The sequence below is a fragment of the Mesorhizobium sp. CO1-1-8 genome, assembly GCF_020164875.1.
In the GTDB taxonomy this organism is placed as follows: domain Bacteria; phylum Pseudomonadota; class Alphaproteobacteria; order Rhizobiales; family Rhizobiaceae; genus Mesorhizobium.
The window spans coordinates 307,147-330,938 of record NZ_JAIUGZ010000005.1; the positions used below are offsets into that span (position 1 = coordinate 307,147).

A 23,792-nucleotide genomic window follows, 5' to 3' on the forward strand; every position below is an offset into this window, starting at 1 on the left:
ACCATTTCATGACCCAGACGCGCCTCTACTTCACCACCGGAAAGATCGAGTCCATCAGCATTTTCGCGGCGCTCGAGGCGGCCTTCGAAGAAGAAGGCCTGCCGATCGCCCTGCGGGAGGTCGACGAGGACAAGGACATCCACGAAGTGTCGCTCTATACCGATGGCGACGTCGACATGGTCGAGACCCGCTTGAAGGACATTCTTGCCGGGCTTTCCCTGTCGAAGCCGATCGAGCGCGAGGCCCTGCCCGACATCGACTGGGTGGCACATTCGCTGGAAGAGTTGAAGCCGGTGCGTGCCGGACGTTTCTTCGTCCACGGCGCGCATGACCGCAGGAAACGCCACAGCGGCGAACTCGCCATCGAGATCGAGGCCGGCCTCGCTTTCGGCACCGGTCACCACGGCACCACAGCCGGCTGCCTGGAAATGCTGGAAAGAGTGGTTCGGCGCGAACACCCGCGCAATGCGCTCGACCTCGGCACCGGCAGTGCGGTACTGGCGATTGCCGTCGCCAAGCTGGCGCATATTCCGGTGTTGGCGACCGACATCGATCCGGTGGCGGTGCGGGTGGCTGCCGCCAATGCGCGGCTCAACCACGTCAAGGCACTGGTGGAAACAGCAACCGCGCCTGGCTTTCACCATCCGATCTTCGGCAAGCGCGCGCCCTTCGATCTGATCGTCGCCAACATATTGGCGCGGCCGCTGATGCGGCTGGCGCCGCAAATGGCCGGTCACATCGCGCTCGGCGGCTCGATCGTGCTGTCAGGCATCCTCGAGCGCCAGCGCGACCCCGTCGTCGCGGCCTATGTCGGCCAGAACTTCCGCCATATCAGAACCTTGCATCGCGAGGGCTGGGTGACGATCCACCTCAAGCATTGAGGCAGACAGGCCGGCAATGACCCAGCTTGGACCAAGGTCCGCCGGTTGTCAGTCAAGCGATGCTGTAGCAGGTTGCGCCCTGCCGGAAATCGATTCCGATTTCCGCGACCGTAAGCTACGTTGCGCTGACTGCAGGAGGCCCACCATGTTCCAGACCTTCGATTCCGCAGGCGACCCGGCCGTCGGTAAACCGCGCGTGGCGCTGCTGCGCCAATGGCTTGACGCCAACGGGCTGGACGGCTTCATCGTGCCGCGTGCCGACGAGCACCAGGGGGAATATGTCGCCGATCGTTCGGCGCGGCTGAAATGGCTGACAGGCTTCAGCGGCTCGGCCGGTGTCGCCATCGTCCTGCGCGACCGCGCCATCGTCTTTGTCGACGGGCGCTACACGCTGCAGGTGCGCGGCGAGGTCGATCTCGACGTCTTTTCGATCGAAAGCCTGGTCGACAATCCCCCGGCTGTCTGGCTGAAAGACAATCTTGGCAAGGGCGCACGGCTCGGCTTCGATCCGTGGCTGCACACGATCGGCGAGGTCAAGGCGCTGCAGGCCTCAGTCGACAAGAACGGCGCCGTGCTGGTGCCGCTCGATAACAACCCGATCGACATCATCTGGAAGGATCAGCCCGACGCGCCGGTGGCTCCCGTCGAGCTTCACCCGATCGGCTTTGCCGGCGAACTCGCCAAGGACAAGCTGGCGCGGCTGGCGGCAGCGATCGCCAAGGATGGCGCCACCCATGCCGTGCTGACCGACCCCTCCTCCATCGCCTGGGCCTTCAACATCCGTGGCGGCGACGTGCCGCACACGCCGCTGGCGCTCGGCTTCGCCATCCTCGCTGCCGATGGGTCGCACCAGCTTTTCATGGATAAGCGCAAATTCTCGCGCCAGGTCGCCGCCTACCTCACCCAGCTCGCCGAGCCGCATGAGCCCGGCGAATTTGAAGCGGCGATCACAGCGCTTGCCAAGAGTGGCTCGAAAATCGCGCTTGACCCGGTGCTGGCGGCCGACAGGCTGCGCATGCTGGTCGAGGCCAATGGCGGCGCCGTCATTGCAGCAGCAGACCCCGCCCGCATCCCGCGCGCCACCAAGAACCAGGCCGAGATCAACGGCTCGCGCGCCGCGCATCGCCGTGACGGTGCGGCCGTGGCGAAGCTTCTGTGCTGGCTGGAGCGGCAAAAGCCCGGCTCGCTCGACGAGATATCGGTCGTCACCCGGCTGGAGGAGTCGCGGCGGCAGACCGGCGAGGAAACGCAGATGCCACTGCGCGACGTCTCCTTCGACACCATTTCCGGCGCCGGCCCGAACGGCGCCATCATGCATTACCGCGTGTCGCGCGCCACCAGCCGCAAGCTGCAGGCCGGCGAGCTGTTCCTGCTCGATTCCGGTGCGCAGTATCAGGACGGCACCACCGACATCACGCGCACCGTGCCGATCGGCCAGCCGACGCAGGAGATGCGCGAACGGTTCACCCTGGTGCTGAAAGGCATGATCGGTATTTCCACGCTGCGCTTCCCCGCCGGCACACGCGGCTCCGAGATCGATGCCGTCGCGCGCGTGGCGCTGTGGAAGCACGGTTGCGACTTCGCCCACGGCACCGGCCATGGCGTCGGCTCGTATCTGGCCGTGCATGAAGGCCCGCAGCGCATTGCCCGCACCGGCACCGAAAAGCTGCTCGAAGGCATGATGCTGTCCAACGAGCCGGGCTACTACAAGGAAGGCGCCTACGGCATCCGCATCGAGAACCTGATCCTGGTGACGCCGGCGCTAGAGATCGAGGGCGGCGATATCGCCATGCACGGCTTCGAGACGCTGACGCTGGCGCCGATCGATACCAGACTGGTGCAGTCGGACCTTCTGACGCGTGACGAGTTGCACTGGCTGGACTCGTACCATGCGCGCGTGCTGGCTGAGATCGGCCCGATGCTCGATGGCGAGACGCTGGCCTGGCTGGAAAAGGCCACCGCCCCGCTGCCGCATGACGCCAAGATTTGAGGTGAAGCTGCCATCTCCCCCTCGTGGGGGAGATTGGCAGTTTCGCGACCTTCGCAAATCTCCCTGGGGAGAAGCTATCCGACGAACTGCCGCGCCAAGATCAACACCGCAGCCCCCGCCAGAAACATCGCCATCAACCCACCGCGCAGCGAAACCACGGCGGTGACCACCAGTGCGGCCCACTCCGCCGGCCCGGCATTCAACAGCTCGGGCGCCACCAGCGTCGTCAGCACCGCGGCCGGCACGGCATTGAGGCCCGCCTCGACGCGCGGATGGATGGTGTCGAAGCGGGAGATGACCAGATGCCCGCCGATGCGCGTCAGATAGGTCGCGATCGCACCGGCGATGATGATCCAGAAGGTCGTGCTCATGGCCGTGCCTTTACGCCGCTGTGATGGGGAGGCAGGATGACCGCAAGCAGCACACCGGCAACAGCGCCAATCGAGACATGCCAGGGCGAGCCCACGGTCTTGTACGCGATGATCGAGGCGGCAGCGCTGGCAATGACCACCGGCAGCCACAGCGGCCGCTTGCGGAAGCCCAGCACGAGACCGAGGAAATAGATCGGCAGCAGGAAATCGATGCCGAGCGCATGCGTGTCGGGGATCAGCTTGCCGAACAACGCGCCAAGCGCGCTTTCGGCGATCCAGAACAGATAGACCGGCAAGCCCAGTCCCAGATACCAGGCAAAGCCGACCGTCTGGCCCGATTGCGCGCGCGCTTCGGCCACCGCGAATTGCGGATCGGTGAGGATGAAATAACCAAGTGCCTGCTGGATGACGGGCCAGTGCGCGATGCGCCGGCCGATGCCGGCGGAATAGAGCACGTGGCGGAAATTGACGGCGAAGATCGACAGCACGATCAGCCACGGCGCCACATGCTGGCCGAACAGCTGGATGCCGACCATCTGGCTGGCGCCGCCATAGACCAGCGCGCTCATCAGGAAGGCTTCCAGGACCGAGAAACCATTGTCGACGGCGAGCGCGCCGAACAGCACCGCAAACGGCGCCGACGCCACCACCACAGGCATCGACAACCGCACGCCCTGCCAGAAATCGCTTCTATCGCCGCTCTCGGAAATTGCGTCCGTCGCCATCGACCACTCCTGATGCATGTCGCCCAAAAGTGCGTAGCGGGGGACAACGACATGCACAACAACAAGGGAGCGCGGTATGTAGGTGGCGCGCCTCGCCGTGTCACACGAATTCGCTTGAGCCAAACGATCAGCGGAAATGATCGCTGGATCGGCTGAGTTAGAGGCTTATTCCTTCGGGATCTTGCCCTCGATAGCCCTGCCCCAGTCGAGCAGCGGCTTGGCGCGCAAGGTGAAATCGACGAGTTCGTCGACCAGATCAGCCGTATGGATCCCGGCCGGATCGATGACATGCTGGACATAGAAATGCCGGTGGCGGATGGCGGCGACCAGATCGGGATCGCTGACTTCCTCGAAGCCGCGTGGCGTACGCTTCATCCGGCCTTCGCTCTCGAGTTCAAGGCGGTTCTTCTTCAACGTCGCCACCAGGGCGCGAAACCTGTCCGGCTTCGTCGCGATGGCTTTGCGCATCGCAAGCAGCAGCGCCGGCTCCGGCTGCCACCAAGCAATGTCGGCAAAGCAGCGCTCAAGCCCGATATGCACGTAGAACACGCCCTGCTCCATCTTGGTGCCGTCGGGCGACAGGATGGCCGACAAATGCCTGTTGTAGGGCCGCTTGTCCTTGGCGAAGCGCACGTCGCGATTGATGCGAAACAGCGACTTCTTGCGATCGCCGCGCAGGCCGAGTCCGGCCTCTTGGAAGCGTTCGGTGAGCGTGTCCACGAGATCACTGAGCGGATCGCGCAATTCCTGTTCGAACAGGTCACGGTTCTCCAAAAACCACTCCCGGCTCTGGTGGAAGTCCAGCGCCTTGAGGAACGGAATGGCTTTTGGGCCGAACCCTTTGAATGCGCCGTCCATCAGGCCTTGCCGATCCGCGCCAGCCAGGCATCCTCGTCGATCACCTCGATGCCGAGTTCGCTGGCGAGCTTGAGCTTGGAGCCGGCACCCGGCCCGGCGACCACCAGATCCGTCTTCGCCGAGACCGAGCCCGCGACCTTGGCGCCGAGGCGCTCCGCCATCGCCTTGGCTTCGGAGCGTGTCATCTTCTCCAGCGAACCCGTGAACACGACCGTCTTGCCGGCGACCTCGCTGTCGGCCGAGACGTTGACAATATACGGCTTCGGCTTGACTTGGCGGAGCAACGCATCAAGCACGTCGTCATTGCGCTCGTTGCCGAAGAAGTCGCGCAAAGCTTCGATCACGGTATCGCCGATGCCGTTGACCGAGGGGAAAACCGTGTGTGGATCCTCCGCTGCCGCTGTCTCCTTGCCGACGCGGATCAGCTCCTCGATGGTCGAGAAGGTGCGGGCAAGCACGGCGGCCGTCGTTTCGCCGATATGGCGGATGCCGAGCGCCAAGATGAAGCGGTCGAGCTCCGGCTCGCGGCGCGAGTCGATGGCCGCGAACAGCTTGTCGAGACCCTCATAGTTGCGATCCTCTACGCTGCGCACATTCTTGCGCGTCTTGCCCGATGCGGCCTCGCGCTGCCTTGCCTGCTCCTCACGGCGCTCGGCCAGCGCCCTGGTGACAGCCGGACGGCGGTCCCTAAGTGTGAAGATATCGGCGGCGGTCTTGATCAATCCCGCATTGAAGAAGGTGTCTATGTTCTCCGCGCCGAGCCCTTCGATGTCCAGGGCGCCGCGTGACACGAAGTGGCGCAATCCCTCCACCGCTTGCGCGGGGCAGATCAGTTCGCCGGTGCAGCGCCGGCGCGAATCCTCCTTGCCGGTCTTCTCGTTGATCTCGCGCGTCGCCGGCGAGCCGCAGATTGGGCAAGTATGCGGGAACTCGTAGGGCACCGCATCAGCAGGCCGCTTGTCGATGACGACGCTGACGATCTGCGGAATGACATCGCCTGCCCGCTGGATCACCACCGTATCGCCGATGCGCACGTCGATGCCGTCGCGGATCGGCTGGCCGGTGCTGTCCATGCCCTTGATATAGTCCTCATTGTGAAGCGTGACGTTCTCGACCACGACGCCGCCGACAGTGACCGGCGCCAGCCGCGCAACCGGCGCCAGCGTACCGGTACGGCCGACCTGGATGTCGATCTTCTGCACGGTCGTCATTGCCTGTTCGGCCGGAAATTTATGCGCGACCGCCCAGCGCGGTTCGCCGGTGACGAAACCCCATCGGCGCTGCAACTCCAGCTGGTCGACCTTGTAGACGACGCCGTCGATATCGTAGCCGAGCGCCGAGCGCTGCTCCTCGATCCGATGATAATGGGCGATCAACTCCTCGGCCGATTTCGCCCGCACCATCAGGGGACTGATCTTGAACCCCCACTCGGCAAATTTCTGCACCGAATCATATTGGGTCGGAGCGGGATCCGCCGTCGTGTAACCCCAGGCATAGGCGAAGAATTTGAGGTTTCGGCTGGCGGTGACGGACGGATCCTTCTGGCGCAGCGACCCGGCCGCCGTATTGCGCGGATTGACATAGTCCTGGCCGCCCACTGCTGCCGAGCGTTGCTTCAGCGCCTCGAATTCCGCATAGGTCATATAGACCTCGCCGCGGATCTCGATGGTTTCGGGCCAGCCCGAGCCTTTCAACTTCGCAGGGATGTCGGCGATGGTCTTCAAATTGGCGGTGATGTCTTCACCGACGGCGCCATTGCCACGCGTTGCGCCCTGCACGAACACACCGTTTTCGTAACGCAGCGAAGCCGACAGCCCGTCGATCTTCGGCTCGGCCGTGAACGCGATATCGAGCTCCTTGTCGCGATCGAAGAACCGACGCCCGCGTTCGATAAAATCCGTGACGTCATCGTCGGTATAGGCCTTGGCAAGGCTGAGCATCGGTACGGCATGGCGCACCTTGGTAAAGCCCTCCGCAGGTGCTGCTCCGACCCTGAGCGATGGCGAATCCTCGCGCACCAGCGCCGGAAAGCGCTCCTCGATGGCAAGGTTGCGCCGCGCCAGCGCATCATATTCCGCATCGGTGATAATAGGCGCATCTTCGGTATGGTAGCGCCGGTCGTGCTCGGCGATCTCTTCTGCCAGCCGCTTCAGCTCGGCTTCGGCCTCGCTTTCGGTCAGAGCATCAACGGGTTTCTCGGACATGCTTTTCTTCCCCGAACGGTGGCGCTACACAATAGATCAGGATTTTGGGAAAATCATTCCTGAACAGCAGGATGGAGCCATATGCTGACTCGATCCCTAATACCCGTTGTTGTTATGCAGCCGTGGTGTTCTCACGCAGCAGCCGCTCGGCGGCGGCGCGCGCCTCGTCGGTGATGGTGGCGCCGGCCAGCATGCGCGCGATCTCTTCCTGCCGCGCCGGCCGGTCCATCTCGGCAATGCCTGTGGCGACACGGTCGGTGGTGCCGGATTTGGAGATCAGGAAATGCGTCGCCGCGCGTGCTGCCACCTGTGGCGCGTGCGTCACCGAGAGCACCTGGACGCGCTTCGACAGCCGCGCCAGCCTTTGGCCGATGGCGTCGGCGACAGCACCGCCCACGCCGGTGTCGATTTCATCGAACACCAGTGTCGGCGCCGAGCCGCGGTCGGCCAGCGCCACCTTCAGCGCCAGAAGGAAGCGCGAAAGCTCGCCGCCGGAGGCCACTTTCATCATCGGCCCGGGCCGTGTGCCGGGATTGGTGCGCACCCAGAATTCGATCTGGTCGATGCCCTCTTCCATGCGGCTCTCGGCCTCGCTCTTCATTTCCACGATAAAGGCGGCGCGTTCGAGCTTCAGGGCCGGCAATTCGGCCATCACCGCCTTGGTCAGGCCGACCGCCGCCGCATGACGAAGCGAAGACAGTTGTGCTGCGGCAATGTCATAGGTCTCGCGCGCGGCGGTGGCCTGCTTTTCCAGCCCGTGCAGGCGCTCCTCGCCGGCATCGAGATCGGCGAGATCGGCCGACATCGTGTCGCGCAGCTGCGCCAAATCGTCGACCGCGACGCTGTGTTTGCGCGAGGCCGCACGCAGCGAAAACAGCCGTTCCTCCGCCTTTTCCAGCTTCTGCGGATCATATTCGGTGGCGCGCAGTGCTGCCTCGACCCCCGATTGCGCCGCGTCGAGGGACAGCATCGCCTCGTCGAGCGATTTGACGACATCGTCGAGCAGGCCGGGCGCCTCCGTCACCTTGCGTTGCAGCCGCCGCAGCAGGCTGGCCAGTTGCGGCAAGGGCGAGGACGGGCCGGACAGCACATCCTGCGCGTCATGGATTTCGGAAGTGATCTTCTCCGCTCGCATCATTGACGCCCGCAGTTCGGCAAGGTCGGTCTCCTCGCCCGGCTGCGGATCGAGCTTCGTCAGCTCCGCCACCGCCGCGCGCAGATAGTCGGCTTCGCGCGCCGCCGCCGCCACCTTGGCACGGTGGCGCGACAGCTCCTGCTCGCAGGCGCGCCAGTGCCGCCATGCCTCGCCTGTCGAGCGGACGGCGCCGAGATGACCGCCGAAAGCGTCGAGCACCTCGCGGTGCGCACCGGGATCGACCAGCGCACGCTCGTCATGCTGGCCGTGGATCTCGACCAGCGCGCGCCCGACATCGCGCATCAGGGTGACGCTTGAAGGCTGATCGTTGACGAAGACGCGGGTGCGGCCGTCCGCCGTCTGCAGGCGGCGCAGGATGATGTCGCCATCATCCTCGATCGCATTGTCGGCAAGCAGCGTACGGGCAGGATGATTGCGCGGCACGTCGAAGACGGCGATGACCTGGCCCTGTGCCGCGCCGTGGCGCACAAGCGACGCGTCGCCGCGCGCTCCGAGCGCCAGCGACAGGGCATCGAGCAGGATGGATTTGCCGGCGCCGGTTTCGCCGGTCAGCACCGAAAGACCCGGCTGGAAGTCGATATCCAGCTTCTCGATCAGGACGATATCGCGGATCGACAGTCTGGAAAGCATCAGAACCCAAATCTAGAACGGCAGGCGACCATTTGGAGTCGCAGCGCCGCACTATCTTTTTGTTTGAGCACCGGATCAATCCGAAAAAGCGCTGCAAGCGCTTCAGTCGATGCTCTGGCGTCAGGCCCCGGTGATCATCTTCCCGGCTTTGGATATCCACGACCCGGCATTTTCGCGCGGTGCAAGCCCATTGCTCTGCAAGAGCTTGTAGGAATCTTTGTACCAAGGGCTGTCAGGGTAGTTGGTGCCGAGCACGGCGGCGGCGGTCTGCGCCTCCGACGTCAGGCCCATCGCGTAATAGCTTTCGGTCAGGCGGGCGAGCGCCTCCTCGACATGGCGCGTGTTGGAATAGTTCTCGACCACGGTGCGGAAGCGCTTGACGGCGGCGATGTATTCGCGACGTTCGAGATAGTAGCGGCCGATCTGCATTTCCTTGCCGGCCAGCTGGTCGTTGGCGAAGCGGATCTTTTCCTTGGCGTCGTCGACATATTCCGATGTCGGCCAGCGCGTGACGAGATCCTGCATCGTCTGAACGGTTTGACGCGCTTCCTTCTGGTCCTGCGTCACGTCCTTGATCTGGCGGTAGTAGCTCAAGCCGATGATGTACTGCGCATAGGCGGCGTCATCGGTCGACGGATAAAGCGTGAGATAGCGCTTGGCCGAGCCGATAGCCTCGTCGTAATTGCCTTGGCGGTAGTCGGCGAAAGCGCCCATCACCATCGATTTGCGGGCCCATTCCGAATAGGGATGCTGGCGGTCGACGGCGTCGAACTTGCGGCTCGCCTCCTGCAGGCGCCCGGCATTGAGATTGGCAAGGCCCTGATTGTAGAGAACATCGGCCGGCTCGGTCTGGTCGACATAGGTCGACAGGTCGATATCTTTCTCCGACGACATGCAGGCCGACAGGAAGAGCGATGGAACAACTACTGAAAGCGCCAGGAAAACAGCCCTCTGCGGTGCTTTCAATTGACCAACTCGCTTGAAGAACATGATTGGATCTCGCCCTTTCGGCGCTATTTCAATGCCAGTTGCATGCCATTGTTTCAAAACTGGTCCCCACTTTTGAACGACATGCACTAATCGACGGCAGCAGCCATAAACCATAACCGCCTTGCCCGGCAACGCTATCTCCGGCCAATCGCGCATTTTTGTGGCGGCCGGACGCTGCTTGGACATCAATGCAATTTCACCGGCGGGTGGTGCATTCCTGCAACATGCGCTACCGCCCATGGAACCCGAAAAACCCGGGAAATCAGATCATCCAAGGCGCATAGAGTGGCGCGTTGACGGCGTGCATCTCGGCGCCGCGGCCACGCTCACGGCGCGTCGTCTCGACGATCTCGAACGCCGTGCGGTCCGACAGCAGGCGGCGCAGGGCCGCGGCATTCATCCTGTGGCCGCCGCGATAGGAGCGGAAGCAGCCGATGAAGCGGGCGCCGGCCAGCGCCAGGTCGCCTATGGCGTCCAGCGTTTTATGGCGCACGAATTCGTTGGGATACCGCAGGCCGCCCATATTGATGACGCGGTTGTCGTCGCCGATGACCAGCGAGTTCTCCAGCGAGGAGCCGAGCGCGTAGCCTGCAGCCCACAGCCGCTCGACATCCTTCATGAAGCCGAAGGTGCGGGCGCGCGCGATGTCGCGACGGAAAATATCGGCATTGAGGTCGGAGGCAAACAGCTGACGACCGATCGCCGGACTTTCGAAGTCGATCTCGATCTCGAAACGGGTCCCGTCATAGGGCCGAAACTCCGCCCACGAGGCGCCGTTCTCGATGCGGACCGGCTTGATGACCCTGATATAGCGGCGCTTGACCGAAAGCGTCTCGATGCCCGCCTGGTCGATGGCTTCGACGAACGCCATGGCGCTGCCGTCGAAGATCGGAACCTCGGAACCATCGATCTCGACAGCGACATTATCGATGCCGAGCCCAAACAGCGCTGCCATGATGTGCTCGACCGTGGCGATATGCTCGCCGGCGGGATCACCAAGCATGGTGCAGAGGTCGGTGGCGCCGACTTCCGAGACCAGGGCACGAAACTCGCGGCCCTGCTCCGCACCGCTGAAAAGCTGGAAAACGATGCCGCTGTCGGCATCCGTCGGCACGAAGCTGATGGACACTTCCTTGCCGCTGTGGACGCCGGTGCCGGTAAGCGACGCGCGCGTCTTCAATGTCGTCTGATAGTCGTGCAAGACAATCCCCATAAGCCCGTAATGCCTAGGTCCGCTTCTCCAGCCCGAGGGCGCGGCTCTTGTGTGAATCGGCTGGCAGGGCGACTTCCCCCGAAATCCCGGCAAACCGATGATGGTAGGCAGCGAAGATAATGTCCCGTCAGGGAGACTCCAAATCACGGTTTCTTACTCGGTGTAACCGCGAAATGGAATGGGTGCGACTTGGTAAGTAGTTGAAATCACATCATTTAAAACGTTAACAGGCAAGCGGTTCCTCGCTCGCCTGTTAACAAATGTTACAATCCGTTTACCAATCAGTTGGCCTGGCGGCGCAGGAACGCCGGAATCTCCAGCTGATCGTCTTCCTGAGTCGTCCTCACCTGCGGCGTCAGGCGGCCCTGATCATCGAGCTGGCCACGGCGCGGCGCATAGAGCTGCGCATCCTGACTGGCGAGACGGCGCACTTCGGGCGCGGCCTGGCGCAGCTTGGGCTCGCGCGGCTGCGCCGGCTGCAGCCGTGCGGGTTCTTCCTCGCGGCGGGTCAGACCATTGGTCAGGCGCTTCAGCAGGCCCATCGGTCCGCTGTTGTTCTCGTGGTCGGCCGGGCGGCTCTTGGCATCCACCTCGGCCTTGACGACCGGCGGAAAGTCCTCGACGCGCGGCATACGCTGCGGCGCCATCGCAACCGGCTGCGGGGCTTCGCGCAACATCTCACGCGGCTGCGGGGCCGGCTGCATCTGCTGAACCACGGGATGCGGCATCGGCTGTGCTGGCGGCGCCTGGAAGATCTTGCTCTGCGGGCGGAAATCTTCCGTATGAGCGACCGGAGCCGGGCGCGCCTGCGCCATGGCCGCGGCATTTGCTTCGGCCAGTTGGATGGCTTCCGCGACCGGGTCGACAGCGCGTGGCTCGTATGCCGCCTGCTGGACAGGCGCCGGACGAACCTCCGCGATCTGAGCTGCCGGGCGGCTGACCGGCTTCGGCGGCGCCGTGCGGATCGAGATCGGCGCGGCGGCGATTTCAGCGGCCGACTTGTCGATACCGGTGGCAACCACCGAGACGCGGATGACGCCTTCGAGTTCCTCGTCGAAAGTAGCGCCCAGGATGATGTTGGCGTCCTGGTCGACTTCCTCGCGGATACGGGTCGCGGCTTCGTCGACTTCGAACAGCGTCAGGTCGCGGCCGCCGGTGATCGAGATCAGCAGGCCCTTGGCGCCCTTCATCGAGGTCTCGTCGAGCAGCGGGTTGGCGATCGCCGCTTCGGCGGCGGCCATCGCGCGGCCCTCGCCGGAAGCCTCGCCGGTGCCCATCATCGCCTTGCCCATCTCGCGCATGACGGAACGGACGTCGGCGAAGTCAAGATTGATCAGGCCTTCCTTGACCATCAGGTCGGTGATGCAGGCGACACCGGAATAGAGCACCTGGTCGGCCATGGCGAAGGCATCGGCGAAGGTGGTCTTGTCATTGGCTAGCCGGAACAGGTTCTGATTGGGGATGACGATCAGCGTATCGACGCATTTCTGCAATTCCTCGATGCCGAAATCCGCCGTCTTCATGCGACGCTGGCCTTCGAAATGGAACGGCTTGGTGACGACGCCGACGGTGAGGATGCCCTTTTCGCGCGCCGCGCGGGCAACGACGGGAGCAGCACCCGTGCCGGTGCCGCCGCCCATGCCGGCGGTGACGAAGCACATATGGGTGTTGGTCAGGTGATCGAGAATCTCGTCGATGCACTCTTCCGCCGCCGCACGGCCGACTTCCGGCTGCGAGCCGGCGCCGAGGCCCTCGGTGACATGCGCGCCGAGCTGGATCAGGCGGCCGGCCTTCGACATGGTCAGCGCCTGCGCGTCGGTGTTGGCCACCACGAACTCGACACCGCGCAAACCGGCGGTGATCATGTTGTTGACGGCATTGCCGCCGCCGCCGCCGACACCGAACACGGTGATGCGCGGCTTAAGCTCGGTGATGTCCGGCTTCTGCAGATTGATGGTCATTGTCTCCGTCCTTTGCCTTTCACGCCGCTTCGCCGCCGCGGCCGCCTATGGGGCTGTCCCCGTCAATTTTAGAAACTGTCTCTCAACCACTGACTCATGCGATGCAGTTTTCCGCCCGTTCCGGTCATTTTGAGACCGGAAATTCCTTTCGCCGGATGGCTCTCGAAGCTCGCCATCTGCGGATAGATCAGAAGCCCCACCGCAGCCGAGAAGGCAGGCCCCTTGGCCGCTTCCGGCAGGCCGGCCACGCCGAGCGGGCGGCCGATGCGCACATTGCGTCCCAGGATGCGGCGCGCCGCCTCCGGCAGGCCGGCAAGCTGGCTGGCGCCGCCGGTAAGAACCACACGCTTGCCCACTGCATTGCCATAGCCGGACTTGTTCAGCCGGTCGCGCAGCAGTTCGAGCGTCTCGTCAATGCGGGCGCGCACGATGCGCGTCATCACCGAGCGCGGGATCTGCAAGGGCACGTCGCCATCGTCGCCGATCGGCTGGATCGAGACCAGGTCGCGGTCGTCTGCGCTGCCCGGCAGCGCCGAGCCATGCATCACCTTCAGCCGTTCGGCGGCATCGAGCGAGGTCGACAGCCCCTTGGCCATGTCCAGCGTGACATGGTTGCCGCCGATGGCGATGGCGTCGCCATGGACGAACTTGCCTTCCGAAAACACCGAGATCGTCGTCGTGCCGCCGCCCATGTCGATGCAGGCCGCACCCATTTCCAGCTCGTCGTCGACCAGGGCCGCCAGACCGCTGGCATAGGGCGTCGCCACCATGCGCTCGACCGACAGATGCGAACGGTTGATGGACAGCTCCAGATTGCGCATCGGCGCGGCGTCGCCGGTCAGCACATGCATGTCGACGCCGAGTGCGTCGCCGACCATGCCGCGTGGATCGCGCACGCCGCGTTCGGCATCCAGCGAAAAGCCGACGGGAAGCGAATGGATCACCTCGCGCTCGGCCTTCAGCGCCTGCTTGGCGCCGGCACCGAGAACGCGCTTGATGTCGGCCTCGTCGGCCTCATGGCCGCCAAGATTGATGGTGGCGGAGAAGGCTTCGCTCTTCAGCCGGCCAGCGGTCATGTTGACGATCAGAGAATCGACCGTCAGCCCGGCCATGCGCTCGGCCGCGTCGACGGAAAGGCGGATGGCATGTTCCGCCCTGTCGAGATCGACCACGACACCAGACTTCACGCCTTGCGACTTCTGATGGCCGATGCCGATCACCTGGATCCGGTGCGAGCGGCCGCGCAGCAGCTTGCCGTCATCGCACGGCTTCAGCTTGGCCACCATGCAGCAGACCTTGCTCGAACCGACATCCAGCACCGTCAGGGTGCCAGACCGGCGCGACGCGGCATCGCCAGGACCGCCAAGCCAGCTCATATCTTCGTCTCCGGCTTGCGCTTCAGGCTCTTGGGTTTCTCGTTGAGGGCGGCTTCGCGCTGCGTCGCCGCTTCCGCCGACAACTGCACGACCAGCCGGTCCGTCAGGCGCATGTCGACGGCGGCGATGTCGCGCGACAGCAAGCCGTTGTCGTGATCCATCTTCACGAGTTCGGCGAGCGCCTGATCCTCGTCGTCCTCGGGAAGCTTGATGGTGATGCCATTGTCCAGCTTCAGGTCCCAGCGCCGCTCGCCGACACGGATATAACCTTTGATCCGGCTCGCGAGCTCGGGATATTTTTCGACCTTGGCCAGGAAATTGGGCGCGCTCGCCGGCGCGCCGGTGCCGATCAGCAGCGGCAGAAGCACCTGCTTGCCGCCCGAGAACGGCGCGATCATGGCACCATTCCTCTCGATGACCGAAAGCTCGTCGCCCTGCTGCCAGAGCGCGAAAGCCTCGCGCTCCTCGACACGTACTTCCAGCGTGTGCGGATAGACCTTGCGCACCGCCGCAACCTCGATCCACGGCAGGCCGGAGATCCGCTCGCGCGCCGCCTCGGCATTAAAGCCGATCAGCGATGTCCAGCCATCAAGTTCAAGCCTGTCGAGTATATCGATTTCCGAGGTCTGGCGATTGCCGACCACCTTGACCTGATCGACGGCAAATCCGGTGCGGGCTGTGATGCTCTGCACGATACCGTCGACATGACCGCCGAGATAGGCGCCATAGGCACTGCTCGAAGCAATCAGCACGGCCGACATCATGGCCGCGGAAAAACGCGGCGCCTGGAATTCCCCGACGCCCAGGCGCGCCAGAATGCGCACCGGGCGGCGCAGCATGCGCGGCAGCACGAAATGGCCCGACGACAATGGCAGGCCGAACAGCGCCGGCCCCGCCGCACTCCTCTCCCAACCTTGTCTCCATTTCAACGCAGACACGAAGCGTCCTCCACCATCCAACTCAACAAATCGCCAAACGAGTGCCCGGCCTGGGCAGCGATTTCAGGCACCAAGGACGTCGGCGTCATACCCGGCTGGGTATTGACCTCGAGCCAGACAATCTCGCCGTTTTCGGAATGACGATCGTCATAACGGAAGTCCGACCGGGAAACGCCCCGACAGCCGATCGCTTGGTGAGCCTTGAGCGCCAGTGTTTGTATTTTTTGGTAAATATTCGGTGAAACTTTTGCGGGGCATTCGTGCTTTGATCCCCCGGCGACATATTTTGAATCATAGTCGTAGAAGGAATGGCCCGTCGGGATGATCTCGCAGACCCCCAGCGCCACATCGCCCATCACCGCGCAGGTCAGCTCGCGGCCGTGGATGTAGCGCTCGACCATGACGGTGTCGCCATACTTCCACTCGGACGAGCCGATCACCTGCGGCGGATGCGACTGGCCTTCATGCACGATGACGACGCCGAAGCTCGAACCCTCATTGACCGGCTTGACCACATAGGGCGGCTTCATCGGATGCTTGTTCTGGATGGCGAAGCGGCTGGCGACCTTCGATTCGGCGACCACGATGCCGACCGACTTGGCAACCCGCTTGGCCTGCTCCTTGTTCATCGCCAGAGCCGAGGCGAGCACGCCGGAATGGGTGTAGGGAATGCCGAGATATTCCAGGATGCCCTGGATGGTGCCGTCCTCGCCAAAAGGGCCATGCAGCGCATTGAAGGCGACATCGGGCTTGAGCTCGGCAAGCACGGAGCCGACATCGCGCCCGACATCGACGCGGGTGACCTGGTAACCTTCCTTCTCAAGCTCATCGGCGCAAGCCTTTCCGGAGGACAGGGACACGGGCCGCTCGGACGAAAAACCACCCAGCAGAACGGCCACATGCTTGTTTTTCATTCCCCGGCATCCCCTCTCTCACGGCGGACCAAAATCAGATTTTCCGCAACATTGAGTCAGAGTCTCCCGGCAGGTTGCCCCCCCGGACGGAAAACGCTGAAAACGCGTCGAACGACTCAAATCAGGAAACGCTTTCGAGCAGAGAATCAGAGAGTTGATTCACTGGCAAGTGCTTACGATTCCGAGAGATTCACTTTCTGAGAAAATGGATGCGAAAAGCGTGTCGTTGAGTCTTTGCGGCAACGGTCGCGGACCGTTTCGGCCTCGTTGAAGTTCATGCATCACATGAACTTCATCATGGGCTGAAGGTGTGTTGAGATTTAGGTCAGGCCGAGTCGAAAACGATGGTTTTCGAGAACCGGAGCGGAGCGGACATTCGGGTCCGTGAGCACCGGAAGCGCAGAAAGCTGTCGTTTGCAGGCCGGCATCACCTGAATATCAGCACACCTTAAAGGAGCTGCCCGAGAAACTCCTGTACGGCATGCCCCGGCCGGAAATTACCTATGCGTTTGATTTCCCATTGCAGACGGATGCCGGAATTCTCCAGCACCCGCGTGCGCACCGTCTCGCCGAGATATTCAAGGTCGTAGCCGGTCGCGGTTCCGGTGTTGATCATGAAGTTGCAATGCATAGGCGACATCTGCGCGCCGCCGATCATCAGGCCGCGGCAGCCCGCTCTGTCGATCTCCTTCCAGGCCGACGTGCCGTCCGGATTCTTGAAGGTCGAGCCACCGGTCTTCTCGCGGATCGGCTGCACGGTCTCGCGATGGTTCTGCACGGCCTCCATCGCCGCCTTGATCGCCGCTCTGTCCTCAGCGAAGCCCTCGAACACGGCCGAGGTGAAGATCAGCCCGGAGGGCGCTGCTGAATGGCGATAGGCGTATCCCATATCGGCATTGCTCAGCGTCTGCACATTGCCCTTGCGGTCGAGCGCCCTCACTTCGACGACGCGCTCGCGCGTCTCGACGCCGTTGGCGCCGGCATTCATCCGCAGCGCACCGCCGATTGCACCCGGAATGCCGTGGTAAAAATGAAAGCCGCCAATGCCGGCCTCAAGCGCCACCGCTGCGACGCGCTTGTCGGGGGTCGCGGCTCCCGCCTTGATCCTGATCGGCGAAATCACCTCGGCCTCGCCGAAGCCCTTGGCCGAAAGCCGGATGACAAAGCCCTCAATGCCGCCATCACGGACCAGAAGGTTCGAGCCGACGCCGACGACGGTCAGTGGTATTTCTTCGGGAACGGCTTTGAGGAACGCTGCAAGATCCTCCTCATCGGCCGGCTGGAACAGCGCTTCAGCCAGGCCACCGGCACGAAACCAGGTGATCTTGTCCATCTCGGCGTTCGGCGTCAGGCGGCCGCGCAAGCCGGCAAGCCGGTCGCCCAGTCTGTCGATCAGGGCCTGGCCGTGCATCATGAGACGGTCCCGCCAAGCTCCTTGGGCAACGCATAGGCCCATTGGGTGATGTTGCCGGCGCCGAGGAAGACGACGAAATCGCCCGGCTTGGCCAGATCACGGATGATGGGGGCAATCGCCGCCGGACCCTCAATGTAGCGGGCGTCGCGATGACCGCCGGCGCGGATGCGCGACACCAGCGCGTCCGAGCTGACGCCATCGATCGGTTCCTCGCCGGCCGCATAGACCGGCGCCACCATCACCGTGTCGGCGTCGTTGAAGCAGGTGGAAAACTCGTTGAACAGATCATGCAGCCGGGTGAAGCGATGCGGCTGGGCAATGGCGATGACGCGGCCCTGGGTGGCGCTGCGCGCCGCCTTCAGCACCGCCGAGATCTCGACCGGATGGTGGCCGTAATCGTCGAATATTTCGACGCGGTCCCACGAACCGGTATGGGTGAAGCGGCGTTTGACACCGGCGAAGGACGACAGGCCCTTCTTGATCGCCTCGGCAGAGAGGCCAAGCTCATGCGCGACCGCGATCGCTGCCGTCGCGTTGGAGACGTTGTGACGGCCGGGCATCGGCAGGCGCAGGCCTGCTATCGTCGTCTGGCCGCCGGTCTTGCGGTCGCGGATCACCACGTCGAATTCCGAAATGGCACCTGCCATGCGGTGGTTGGTGAAGCGCACGTCGGCCTGCGCATTCTCGCCATAGGTGATGACCCGGCGGTCCTCGATGCGGCTGACCAGCGCCTGCACCTCGGGGTGATCGGTGCACATCACGCCAAAACCATAGAACGGCACGTTCTCGACGAACTGGCGAAACGCCTCGCGCACCTTGTCGAAGCTGCCGTAGTGATCGAGATGCTCGGGATCGATGTTGGTGACGACAGCGATCTCGGCCGGCAGCTTGAGGAAAGTGCCGTCGCTCTCGTCGGCCTCGACCACCATCCATTCGCCGTCGCCCATGCGCGCGTTGGTGCCATAGGCGTTGATGATGCCACCATTGATGACGGTCGGATCGAGCCCGCCGGCATCGAGCAGCGTCGCCACCATCGAGGTCGTCGTCGTCTTGCCATGCGTGCCGCCGATCGCCACCGCCTGGCGAAAGCGCATCAGCTCGGCCAGCATTTCGGCCCGGCGCACGATCGGCAACAGCTTTTCGCGCGCGGCCTTCAGCTCCGGGTTGGATTTCTTGATCGCCGTCGAGACGACGACAACCTCGGCATCGCCGAGATTCTCGGCCTTGTGGCCGACGAAGCATTCGATGCCCTTGTCGCGCAGCCGCTGCACATTGGCGCTTTCGGCCTGGTCGGACCCTTGCACCTTGTAGCCGAGATTGTGCAGCACTTCGGCAATGCCGCTCATGCCGATACCGCCAATGCCGATGAAATGCACAAGGCCGATGGTCTGCGGCATCTTCATGCTTGCGTCCCCTTCCTGAAATCCGAAATGGTTTTTTTGGACGCAATAGCCTCTGTGAGATCAGCGAGCAACCGTGCCGCGTCCGGCCTGCCGGCCGATTTCGCGCCCGCCGCCATCGCCGTCAGCCGATCGGGGCCGTCCATCAGATCGCCAATGAGCGCTGCGATGCGTTCGGGCGAGAGCGAGGATTGCGGATGCACTTCGCCGCCGCCGGCAGCGGCAAGGGCCGCCGCATTCGCCGCCTGGTCGTGATCGAGCGCATAGGGGTAAGGCACCAGCAGCGCCGGCCGGCCGATGACGGCGATCTCCGAGACGGTCGAGGCGCCGGAACGCGAGATCACCAGATGAGCGGCCGCCATGCGTGCCGCCATGTCGGTGAAGAAGGGCGAGACCTCGGCGGCGACGCCAAGCGCGGCATAGGCCACCTTGACCCGCGCCACGTCATCCGCGCGGGCTTGTTGGGTAATCACCAGCCGCTCGCGCTGGGCATCGGAAAGCAGCGCAATGGCTCCCGGCACGGCATCGGAAAAGAACTGGGCGCCCTGGCTGCCGCCGAACACCAGCAGGCGGAACGGCTGCTCCCCGGTCGACGCCGCATAAGCCGTCCTGGCCGCTTCCAGCACGGCAGGCCTGACCGGATTGCCCGTCGTCACCGTCTTGATGCCGGCAGCACTGGTGTCCTGCGGCAGGAAGCCACCGGCGATGGCGTCGACACGGCCGGCCAGCGCCCGGTTGGCGCGCCCCATCACCGCGTTCTGCTCATGGATCAGGGTCGGTACCTTGCGCCGTGTCGCCGCGTAGAGCGGCGGCAGGGTCGGATAGCCGCCGAAGCCGACGACCGCATCCGGCTTGATCCTGGCGATGACGGCGGAGGCCTGGCGCACGCCGCGCCAGATTTTCCAGAAGGCGCCAAGCAGGGCAAAAGGGTTTTTCGAGCCCATCGTCGCCGACCGGATCGGGTGGATGGCGGCGGCCGGAAAATGGCCGGCGAAACGCTCGGCACGGTCGTCGGTTGCCAGATGCACCGACCAGCCGCGCTCGTTCAGCTCATGCGCCAGCGCCTCGGCCGGGAAAAGATGCCCACCGGTGCCGCCTGCCGCGAGAAGGATGACGCCTCTGGCCATATCACTCCGCCGGCACGGCGCGTTGCGACAGGCCAAAGCCCATCTGCTTGCGCTTTTCCGGCCGCTTGCGTGTCAGCGCCAGCACCATGCCCATGGAGATGGCGATGGCGATCTGCGAGGAGCCGCCATAGGAGATGAACGGCAGCGTCATACCCTTGGCCGGCACGAGCTGGAGGTTGACGCACATGTTGATGACCGCCTGCAGGCCAAACACGGTGACGAGGCCGCCGACCGCATAGCGGGTGAAATCGTCATGCTCCTTGAGCGCCGTGTTGAGGCCGCGCAGCACGATGAAGGCGAAGATCGACATGATGAAGAAGCACATGATCAGCCCGAACTCTTCGCCCGCGACCGAGAACACGAAGTCGGCATGGCTATCGGGGATGACGCGCTTGACGGTGCCCTCGCCCGGTCCGACACCGAACCAGCCGCCATTGATCAGCGCTTCGCGCCCCATGTCGACCTGAAACGTGTCGCCCTCGCCGGTGAGGAACTTGTCGATGCGCAAGGCAACGTGCGGGAACACCGTATAGGCGGCAAAGACGCCGCCGACGCCGGCCGCGCCGAGCGCGACGATCCACAGCCAGGGCAGCCCGGCCATGAAGAACATGATGCCCCAGGTGCCGGTCGTCAGCATGGTCTGGCCGAGGTCCGGTTGCGCCACCAGCAGCGACACGACCAGCACCAGCAGCAGCATGGCGAACAGATTGCCCGGAATGTCGGGCTGGCGCTTGTGCTCGGCGAAAAGCCAGGCGCACATGATGACGAAGGCGGGTTTCAGAAATTCCGAGGGCTGGATGGACAGGCCGGCAAGCGACACCCAGCGGCGCGCGCCCTTCACCTCGACGCCGATGTAGAGCACCGCCACCATCAGCACCAGCATCAGGCACAGCATGATCAGCGCCATGCGCCTGATCTGCCGGGAATCGAGGAAGGAAACGGCCAGCATCACGCCGAGCGCCGGCACGGTGAAGATGATCTGCCTGGTCGCAAAGTGGAAGCTGTCGAGGCCGATGCGTTCGGCCACCGCCGGGCTGGCGGCGAAGGACAAGACGATGCCAAGCCCCATCAGCGACAGGAACGCCGCCAGGAACCAGCGATCGATCGTCCACCACCAGGTCGCAACCGGACTTTTGTCGAGACGGCTCTGCATTATCGTGCCCCTCCGATGGGTTTCACACCCTCGATAGCATTCGCAGCTTGCCTGAAGGCTTCGCCGCGGACTTCAAAATTCTTGAACTGGTCGAAGCTGGCGCAGGCTGGCGACAACAGCACCACCGCCTCGCCGCTGTCGTCCTTAGCCGCATCATGCGCGGCGTGCTCGACCGCCGCGGCCAGCGTGCCCGAAATCTCGTAGGGAACTGCCTCGCCGAGCGTCGCCGAAAACGCTGGGGCGGCCTCGCCGATAAGATAGGCCTTGGCGATGCGCGGGAAGAAGCCGCGCAAGGGTTCGATGCCGCCTTCCTTGGGCAGGCCGCCGGCGATCCAGTAGATGCGCGCGAAGCTGGACAGCGCCGGCGCAGCAGCATCGGCATTGGTCGCCTTGGAATCGTTGATGAACAGCACATGGTCCTTGCGGCCGACCTGTTCCATGCGGTGCGCAAGGCCGGGAAAGCTTTCCAGCCCCGACTGGATCTCGCCAAGCTCCAGCCCGACCTTGAGGCAGGCGGCGACCGCTGCCAGCGCGTTCTGCGCATTGTGCTGGCCACGCAGCGAGCCGATGCCTTCGAGGAAGGCGACACGGCTGTAACGGCCGTGCACCGCTTCCATCAGGTTGCTGCCATCGGCGAAATAGCCATCGGTCAGCGGCAGGCGCTTGGAAATGCGGATGACATGCCGCCCCGCCCGCTCCAGCCGCTCGGCAATCTGAGCGCACCCGGAATCGTCGATGCCGACGATAGCCGTCTCGCTGCCGGCCACCAGCCGTTCCTTGATCGCGGCGTAGTGCTGCATGGTGCCGTGGCGGTCGAGATGGTCGGGCGTCAGGTTGAGCAGGATGCCGGCCGTCGGGTTGATCGAGGGCGCGAGGTCGATCTGATAGGACGAGCATTCAACGACATAGTGCCGATCGGGCTCGGGCGGATCGAGCGTCATCACGGCGCGGCCGATATTGCCGCCCATCTGCGTGTCGCGCCCCGCGGCTTTCAGGATGTGCGCGGTCAGCGCGGTTGTCGTCGACTTGCCGTTGGTCCCGGTGATGGCGATGAAAGGCGAATTTGGCGCGCTCAGCATCCGCTCGCGGCAGAAAAGCTCGATGTCGCCGATGATCTCGACGCCTGAACCGCGCGCCAGCTCCACCGTCCAATGCGGCTTGGGATGCGTCAGCGGCACACCCGGCGACAGCACGAAGGCCGAGAATTTCGCCCAGTCGGCGCCGCGCAGATCGGCGGTCGCGATACCGGCAACGGCGGCCTTGGCCACGCTGTCGGGATTGTCGTCCCAGGCCAGCACGTCCGCACCGCCCTCAATCAGCGCACGCGCCGTCGCGATCCCCGAGCCACCGAGCCCGAAGAGCGAAACGCGCTTGCCTGAAAAGGATGCGGCGGGGATCAAAAGGCCTCCTATCTCAGCTTGAGGGTCGACAGGCCGACCAGTGCCAGGATGACGGCGATGATCCAGAAGCGGATCACCACCTGGCTTTCGGTCCAGCCAAGCTTTTCGAAATGATGGTGGATCGGCGCCATCAGGAACACCCGCTTGCCGGTCATCTTGAAGTAGCCGACCTGGACGATGACGGACAGGATTTCGACGACGAACAATCCGCCGACGATGACCAGGACGATCTCGTGCTTGGTGGCGACCGCGACCGTGCCGATCAGGCCGCCCATGGCCAGCGATCCGGTGTCGCCCATGAAGATCGCCGCAGGCGGCGCATTGAACCAGAGGAAGCCCAGGCCGGCGCCGATGACCGCGCCAAGCACGACCGCCAGTTCACCGGTGCCGGGCACGAAATGGATCTGCAGATATTCGGCGAACACCGCATTGCCCGAGAGATAGGCGATGACGCCGAAGGAGGCCGCCGCGATCATGATCGGCACGATCGCCAGCCCGTCCAGGCCGTCGGTCAGGTTCACGGCATTGCCGGCGCCGACGATGACGAAGCAGGAGAACGGAATGAAAAACCAGCCGAGATTGACGATGAATTCCTTGGCAAAGGGAAATGTCAGCGACGACGAGAACGGCGCCTGGCCATTGTGCATGATCACCCAGGCGGCGATGCCGGCGATGACGAATTCAAGCGCCAGCCGTGCCTTGCCGGAAAAGCCGAGATGCGACTGCTTGGTCACCTTCAGATAGTCGTCGTAAAAGCCGATCGAGCCGAAGCCCAGCGTCACCAGCAGCACCACCCAGACATAGATGCTAGACAGGTTCGCCCACAAAAGCGACGAGCCGATGATGCCCGACAGGATCATCAGCCCCCCCATGGTCGGCGTGCCGGCCTTCTTGAAATGTGTCTGCGGCCCGTCGGCGCGGATCGGCTGGCCCTTGCCTTGCCGCAGCCGCAGCGAATTGATGATGGTCGGTCCGAAGATGAAGACGATCAGCGCCGACGTGATCAGCGCCCCGCCGGTGCGGAATGTGATGTAGCGGAAGACATTGAAGACCGAGACCTTGTCCGCAAAATCGACGAGCAGTGTAAACAT

19 protein-coding genes are annotated in these 23,792 nt (G+C 63.9%); 2 read left to right on the forward strand and 17 right to left on the reverse strand.

Features of this window, described 5'->3' with window-relative positions; translation table 11 throughout:
• Window positions 1-8 precede the first annotated feature (8 nt).
• Both LB558_RS13070 and LB558_RS13075 read left to right on the forward strand, forming a co-directional pair.
• On the forward strand, window positions 9-881 hold the full coding sequence (locus LB558_RS13070) for a 50S ribosomal protein L11 methyltransferase (RefSeq protein WP_224697921.1): 873 nt from the start codon (window positions 9-11) through the stop codon (window positions 879-881).
• A 145-nt stretch (window positions 882-1,026) separates the two neighbouring features.
• The gene (locus tag LB558_RS13075; RefSeq protein WP_224697922.1) at window positions 1,027-2,871 is read left to right on the forward strand and encodes an aminopeptidase P family protein; all 1,845 of its coding nucleotides are present in this window, start codon (window positions 1,027-1,029) and stop codon (window positions 2,869-2,871) included.
• A gap of 74 nt (window positions 2,872-2,945) precedes the next feature.
• Here LB558_RS13075 and LB558_RS13080 read toward each other — a convergent pair whose 3' ends face one another.
• The 17 genes from LB558_RS13080 to mraY form a co-directional block, all read right to left on the reverse strand.
• Complete coding sequence (locus LB558_RS13080; protein ID WP_057142891.1) at window positions 2,946-3,242, reverse strand: AzlD family protein; 297 nt, start codon at window positions 3,240-3,242, stop codon at window positions 2,946-2,948.
• On the reverse strand, window positions 3,239-3,967 hold the full coding sequence (locus LB558_RS13085; protein WP_224697923.1) for an AzlC family ABC transporter permease: 729 nt from the start codon (window positions 3,965-3,967) through the stop codon (window positions 3,239-3,241). Before LB558_RS13085 ends, LB558_RS13080 begins: the two co-directional genes overlap by 4 nt.
• 165 nt (window positions 3,968-4,132) lie before the next feature.
• Complete coding sequence (locus tag LB558_RS13090) at window positions 4,133-4,825, reverse strand: DUF2461 domain-containing protein (protein ID WP_224697924.1); 693 nt, start codon at window positions 4,823-4,825, stop codon at window positions 4,133-4,135.
• Window positions 4,825-7,029, reverse strand: coding sequence for an NAD-dependent DNA ligase LigA (ligA, locus tag LB558_RS13095; protein ID WP_224697925.1), 2,205 nt, complete (start codon window positions 7,027-7,029; stop codon window positions 4,825-4,827). Before ligA ends, LB558_RS13090 begins: the two co-directional genes overlap by 1 nt.
• Window positions 7,030-7,141: 112 nt before the next feature.
• On the reverse strand, window positions 7,142-8,815 hold the full coding sequence (gene recN, locus LB558_RS13100) for a DNA repair protein RecN (protein WP_224697926.1): 1,674 nt from the start codon (window positions 8,813-8,815) through the stop codon (window positions 7,142-7,144).
• 120 nt (window positions 8,816-8,935) lie between these two features.
• Window positions 8,936-9,805 carry an outer membrane protein assembly factor BamD gene (locus tag LB558_RS13105; protein WP_024501459.1) on the reverse strand — a complete coding sequence of 290 codons (870 nt, stop codon included), beginning with the start codon at window positions 9,803-9,805 and terminating at the stop codon, window positions 8,936-8,938.
• A 262-nt stretch (window positions 9,806-10,067) separates the two neighbouring features.
• Window positions 10,068-11,018, reverse strand: a complete 951-nt coding sequence (gene lpxC, locus LB558_RS13110) for a UDP-3-O-acyl-N-acetylglucosamine deacetylase (RefSeq protein ID WP_224697927.1) — start codon at window positions 11,016-11,018, stop codon at window positions 10,068-10,070.
• Window positions 11,019-11,299: 281 nt separating this feature from the next.
• Window positions 11,300-12,979, reverse strand: coding sequence for a cell division protein FtsZ (gene ftsZ / locus LB558_RS13115; RefSeq protein ID WP_224697928.1), 1,680 nt, complete (start codon window positions 12,977-12,979; stop codon window positions 11,300-11,302).
• A 68-nt stretch (window positions 12,980-13,047) separates the two neighbouring features.
• A complete protein-coding gene (ftsA, locus tag LB558_RS13120) occupies window positions 13,048-14,355 on the reverse strand; it encodes a cell division protein FtsA (RefSeq protein WP_127260302.1) in 1,308 nt (435 codons plus the stop codon).
• Entirely contained in the window at window positions 14,352-15,293 is a 942-nt protein-coding gene (locus tag LB558_RS13125; RefSeq protein ID WP_224697929.1) for a cell division protein FtsQ/DivIB, read from the reverse strand. The genes ftsA and LB558_RS13125 overlap by 4 nt, the downstream gene beginning before the upstream one ends.
• A complete protein-coding gene (locus LB558_RS13130) occupies window positions 15,281-16,207 on the reverse strand; it encodes a D-alanine--D-alanine ligase (RefSeq protein WP_224697930.1) in 927 nt (308 codons plus the stop codon). The genes LB558_RS13125 and LB558_RS13130 overlap by 13 nt, the downstream gene beginning before the upstream one ends.
• A gap of 448 nt (window positions 16,208-16,655) precedes the next feature.
• Entirely contained in the window at window positions 16,656-17,621 is a 966-nt protein-coding gene (gene murB / locus LB558_RS13135) for a UDP-N-acetylmuramate dehydrogenase (RefSeq protein WP_127260304.1), read from the reverse strand.
• A complete protein-coding gene (gene murC, locus LB558_RS13140) occupies window positions 17,618-19,024 on the reverse strand; it encodes a UDP-N-acetylmuramate--L-alanine ligase (protein ID WP_224697931.1) in 1,407 nt (468 codons plus the stop codon). Before murC ends, murB begins: the two co-directional genes overlap by 4 nt.
• A complete protein-coding gene (gene murG / locus LB558_RS13145) occupies window positions 19,021-20,148 on the reverse strand; it encodes an undecaprenyldiphospho-muramoylpentapeptide beta-N-acetylglucosaminyltransferase (RefSeq protein ID WP_224697932.1) in 1,128 nt (375 codons plus the stop codon). The genes murC and murG overlap by 4 nt, the downstream gene beginning before the upstream one ends.
• Window position 20,149: 1 nt before the next feature.
• Window positions 20,150-21,301: a putative lipid II flippase FtsW gene (gene ftsW / locus LB558_RS13150; RefSeq protein ID WP_027034940.1), complete on the reverse strand. Its 1,152-nt coding sequence runs from the start codon at window positions 21,299-21,301 to the stop codon at window positions 20,150-20,152.
• Window positions 21,301-22,701: a UDP-N-acetylmuramoyl-L-alanine--D-glutamate ligase gene (murD, locus tag LB558_RS13155; RefSeq protein ID WP_224697933.1), complete on the reverse strand. Its 1,401-nt coding sequence runs from the start codon at window positions 22,699-22,701 to the stop codon at window positions 21,301-21,303. The genes ftsW and murD overlap by 1 nt, the downstream gene beginning before the upstream one ends.
• Before the next feature lie 8 nt (window positions 22,702-22,709).
• A complete protein-coding gene (gene mraY, locus LB558_RS13160; protein WP_224697934.1) occupies window positions 22,710-23,792 on the reverse strand; it encodes a phospho-N-acetylmuramoyl-pentapeptide-transferase in 1,083 nt (360 codons plus the stop codon).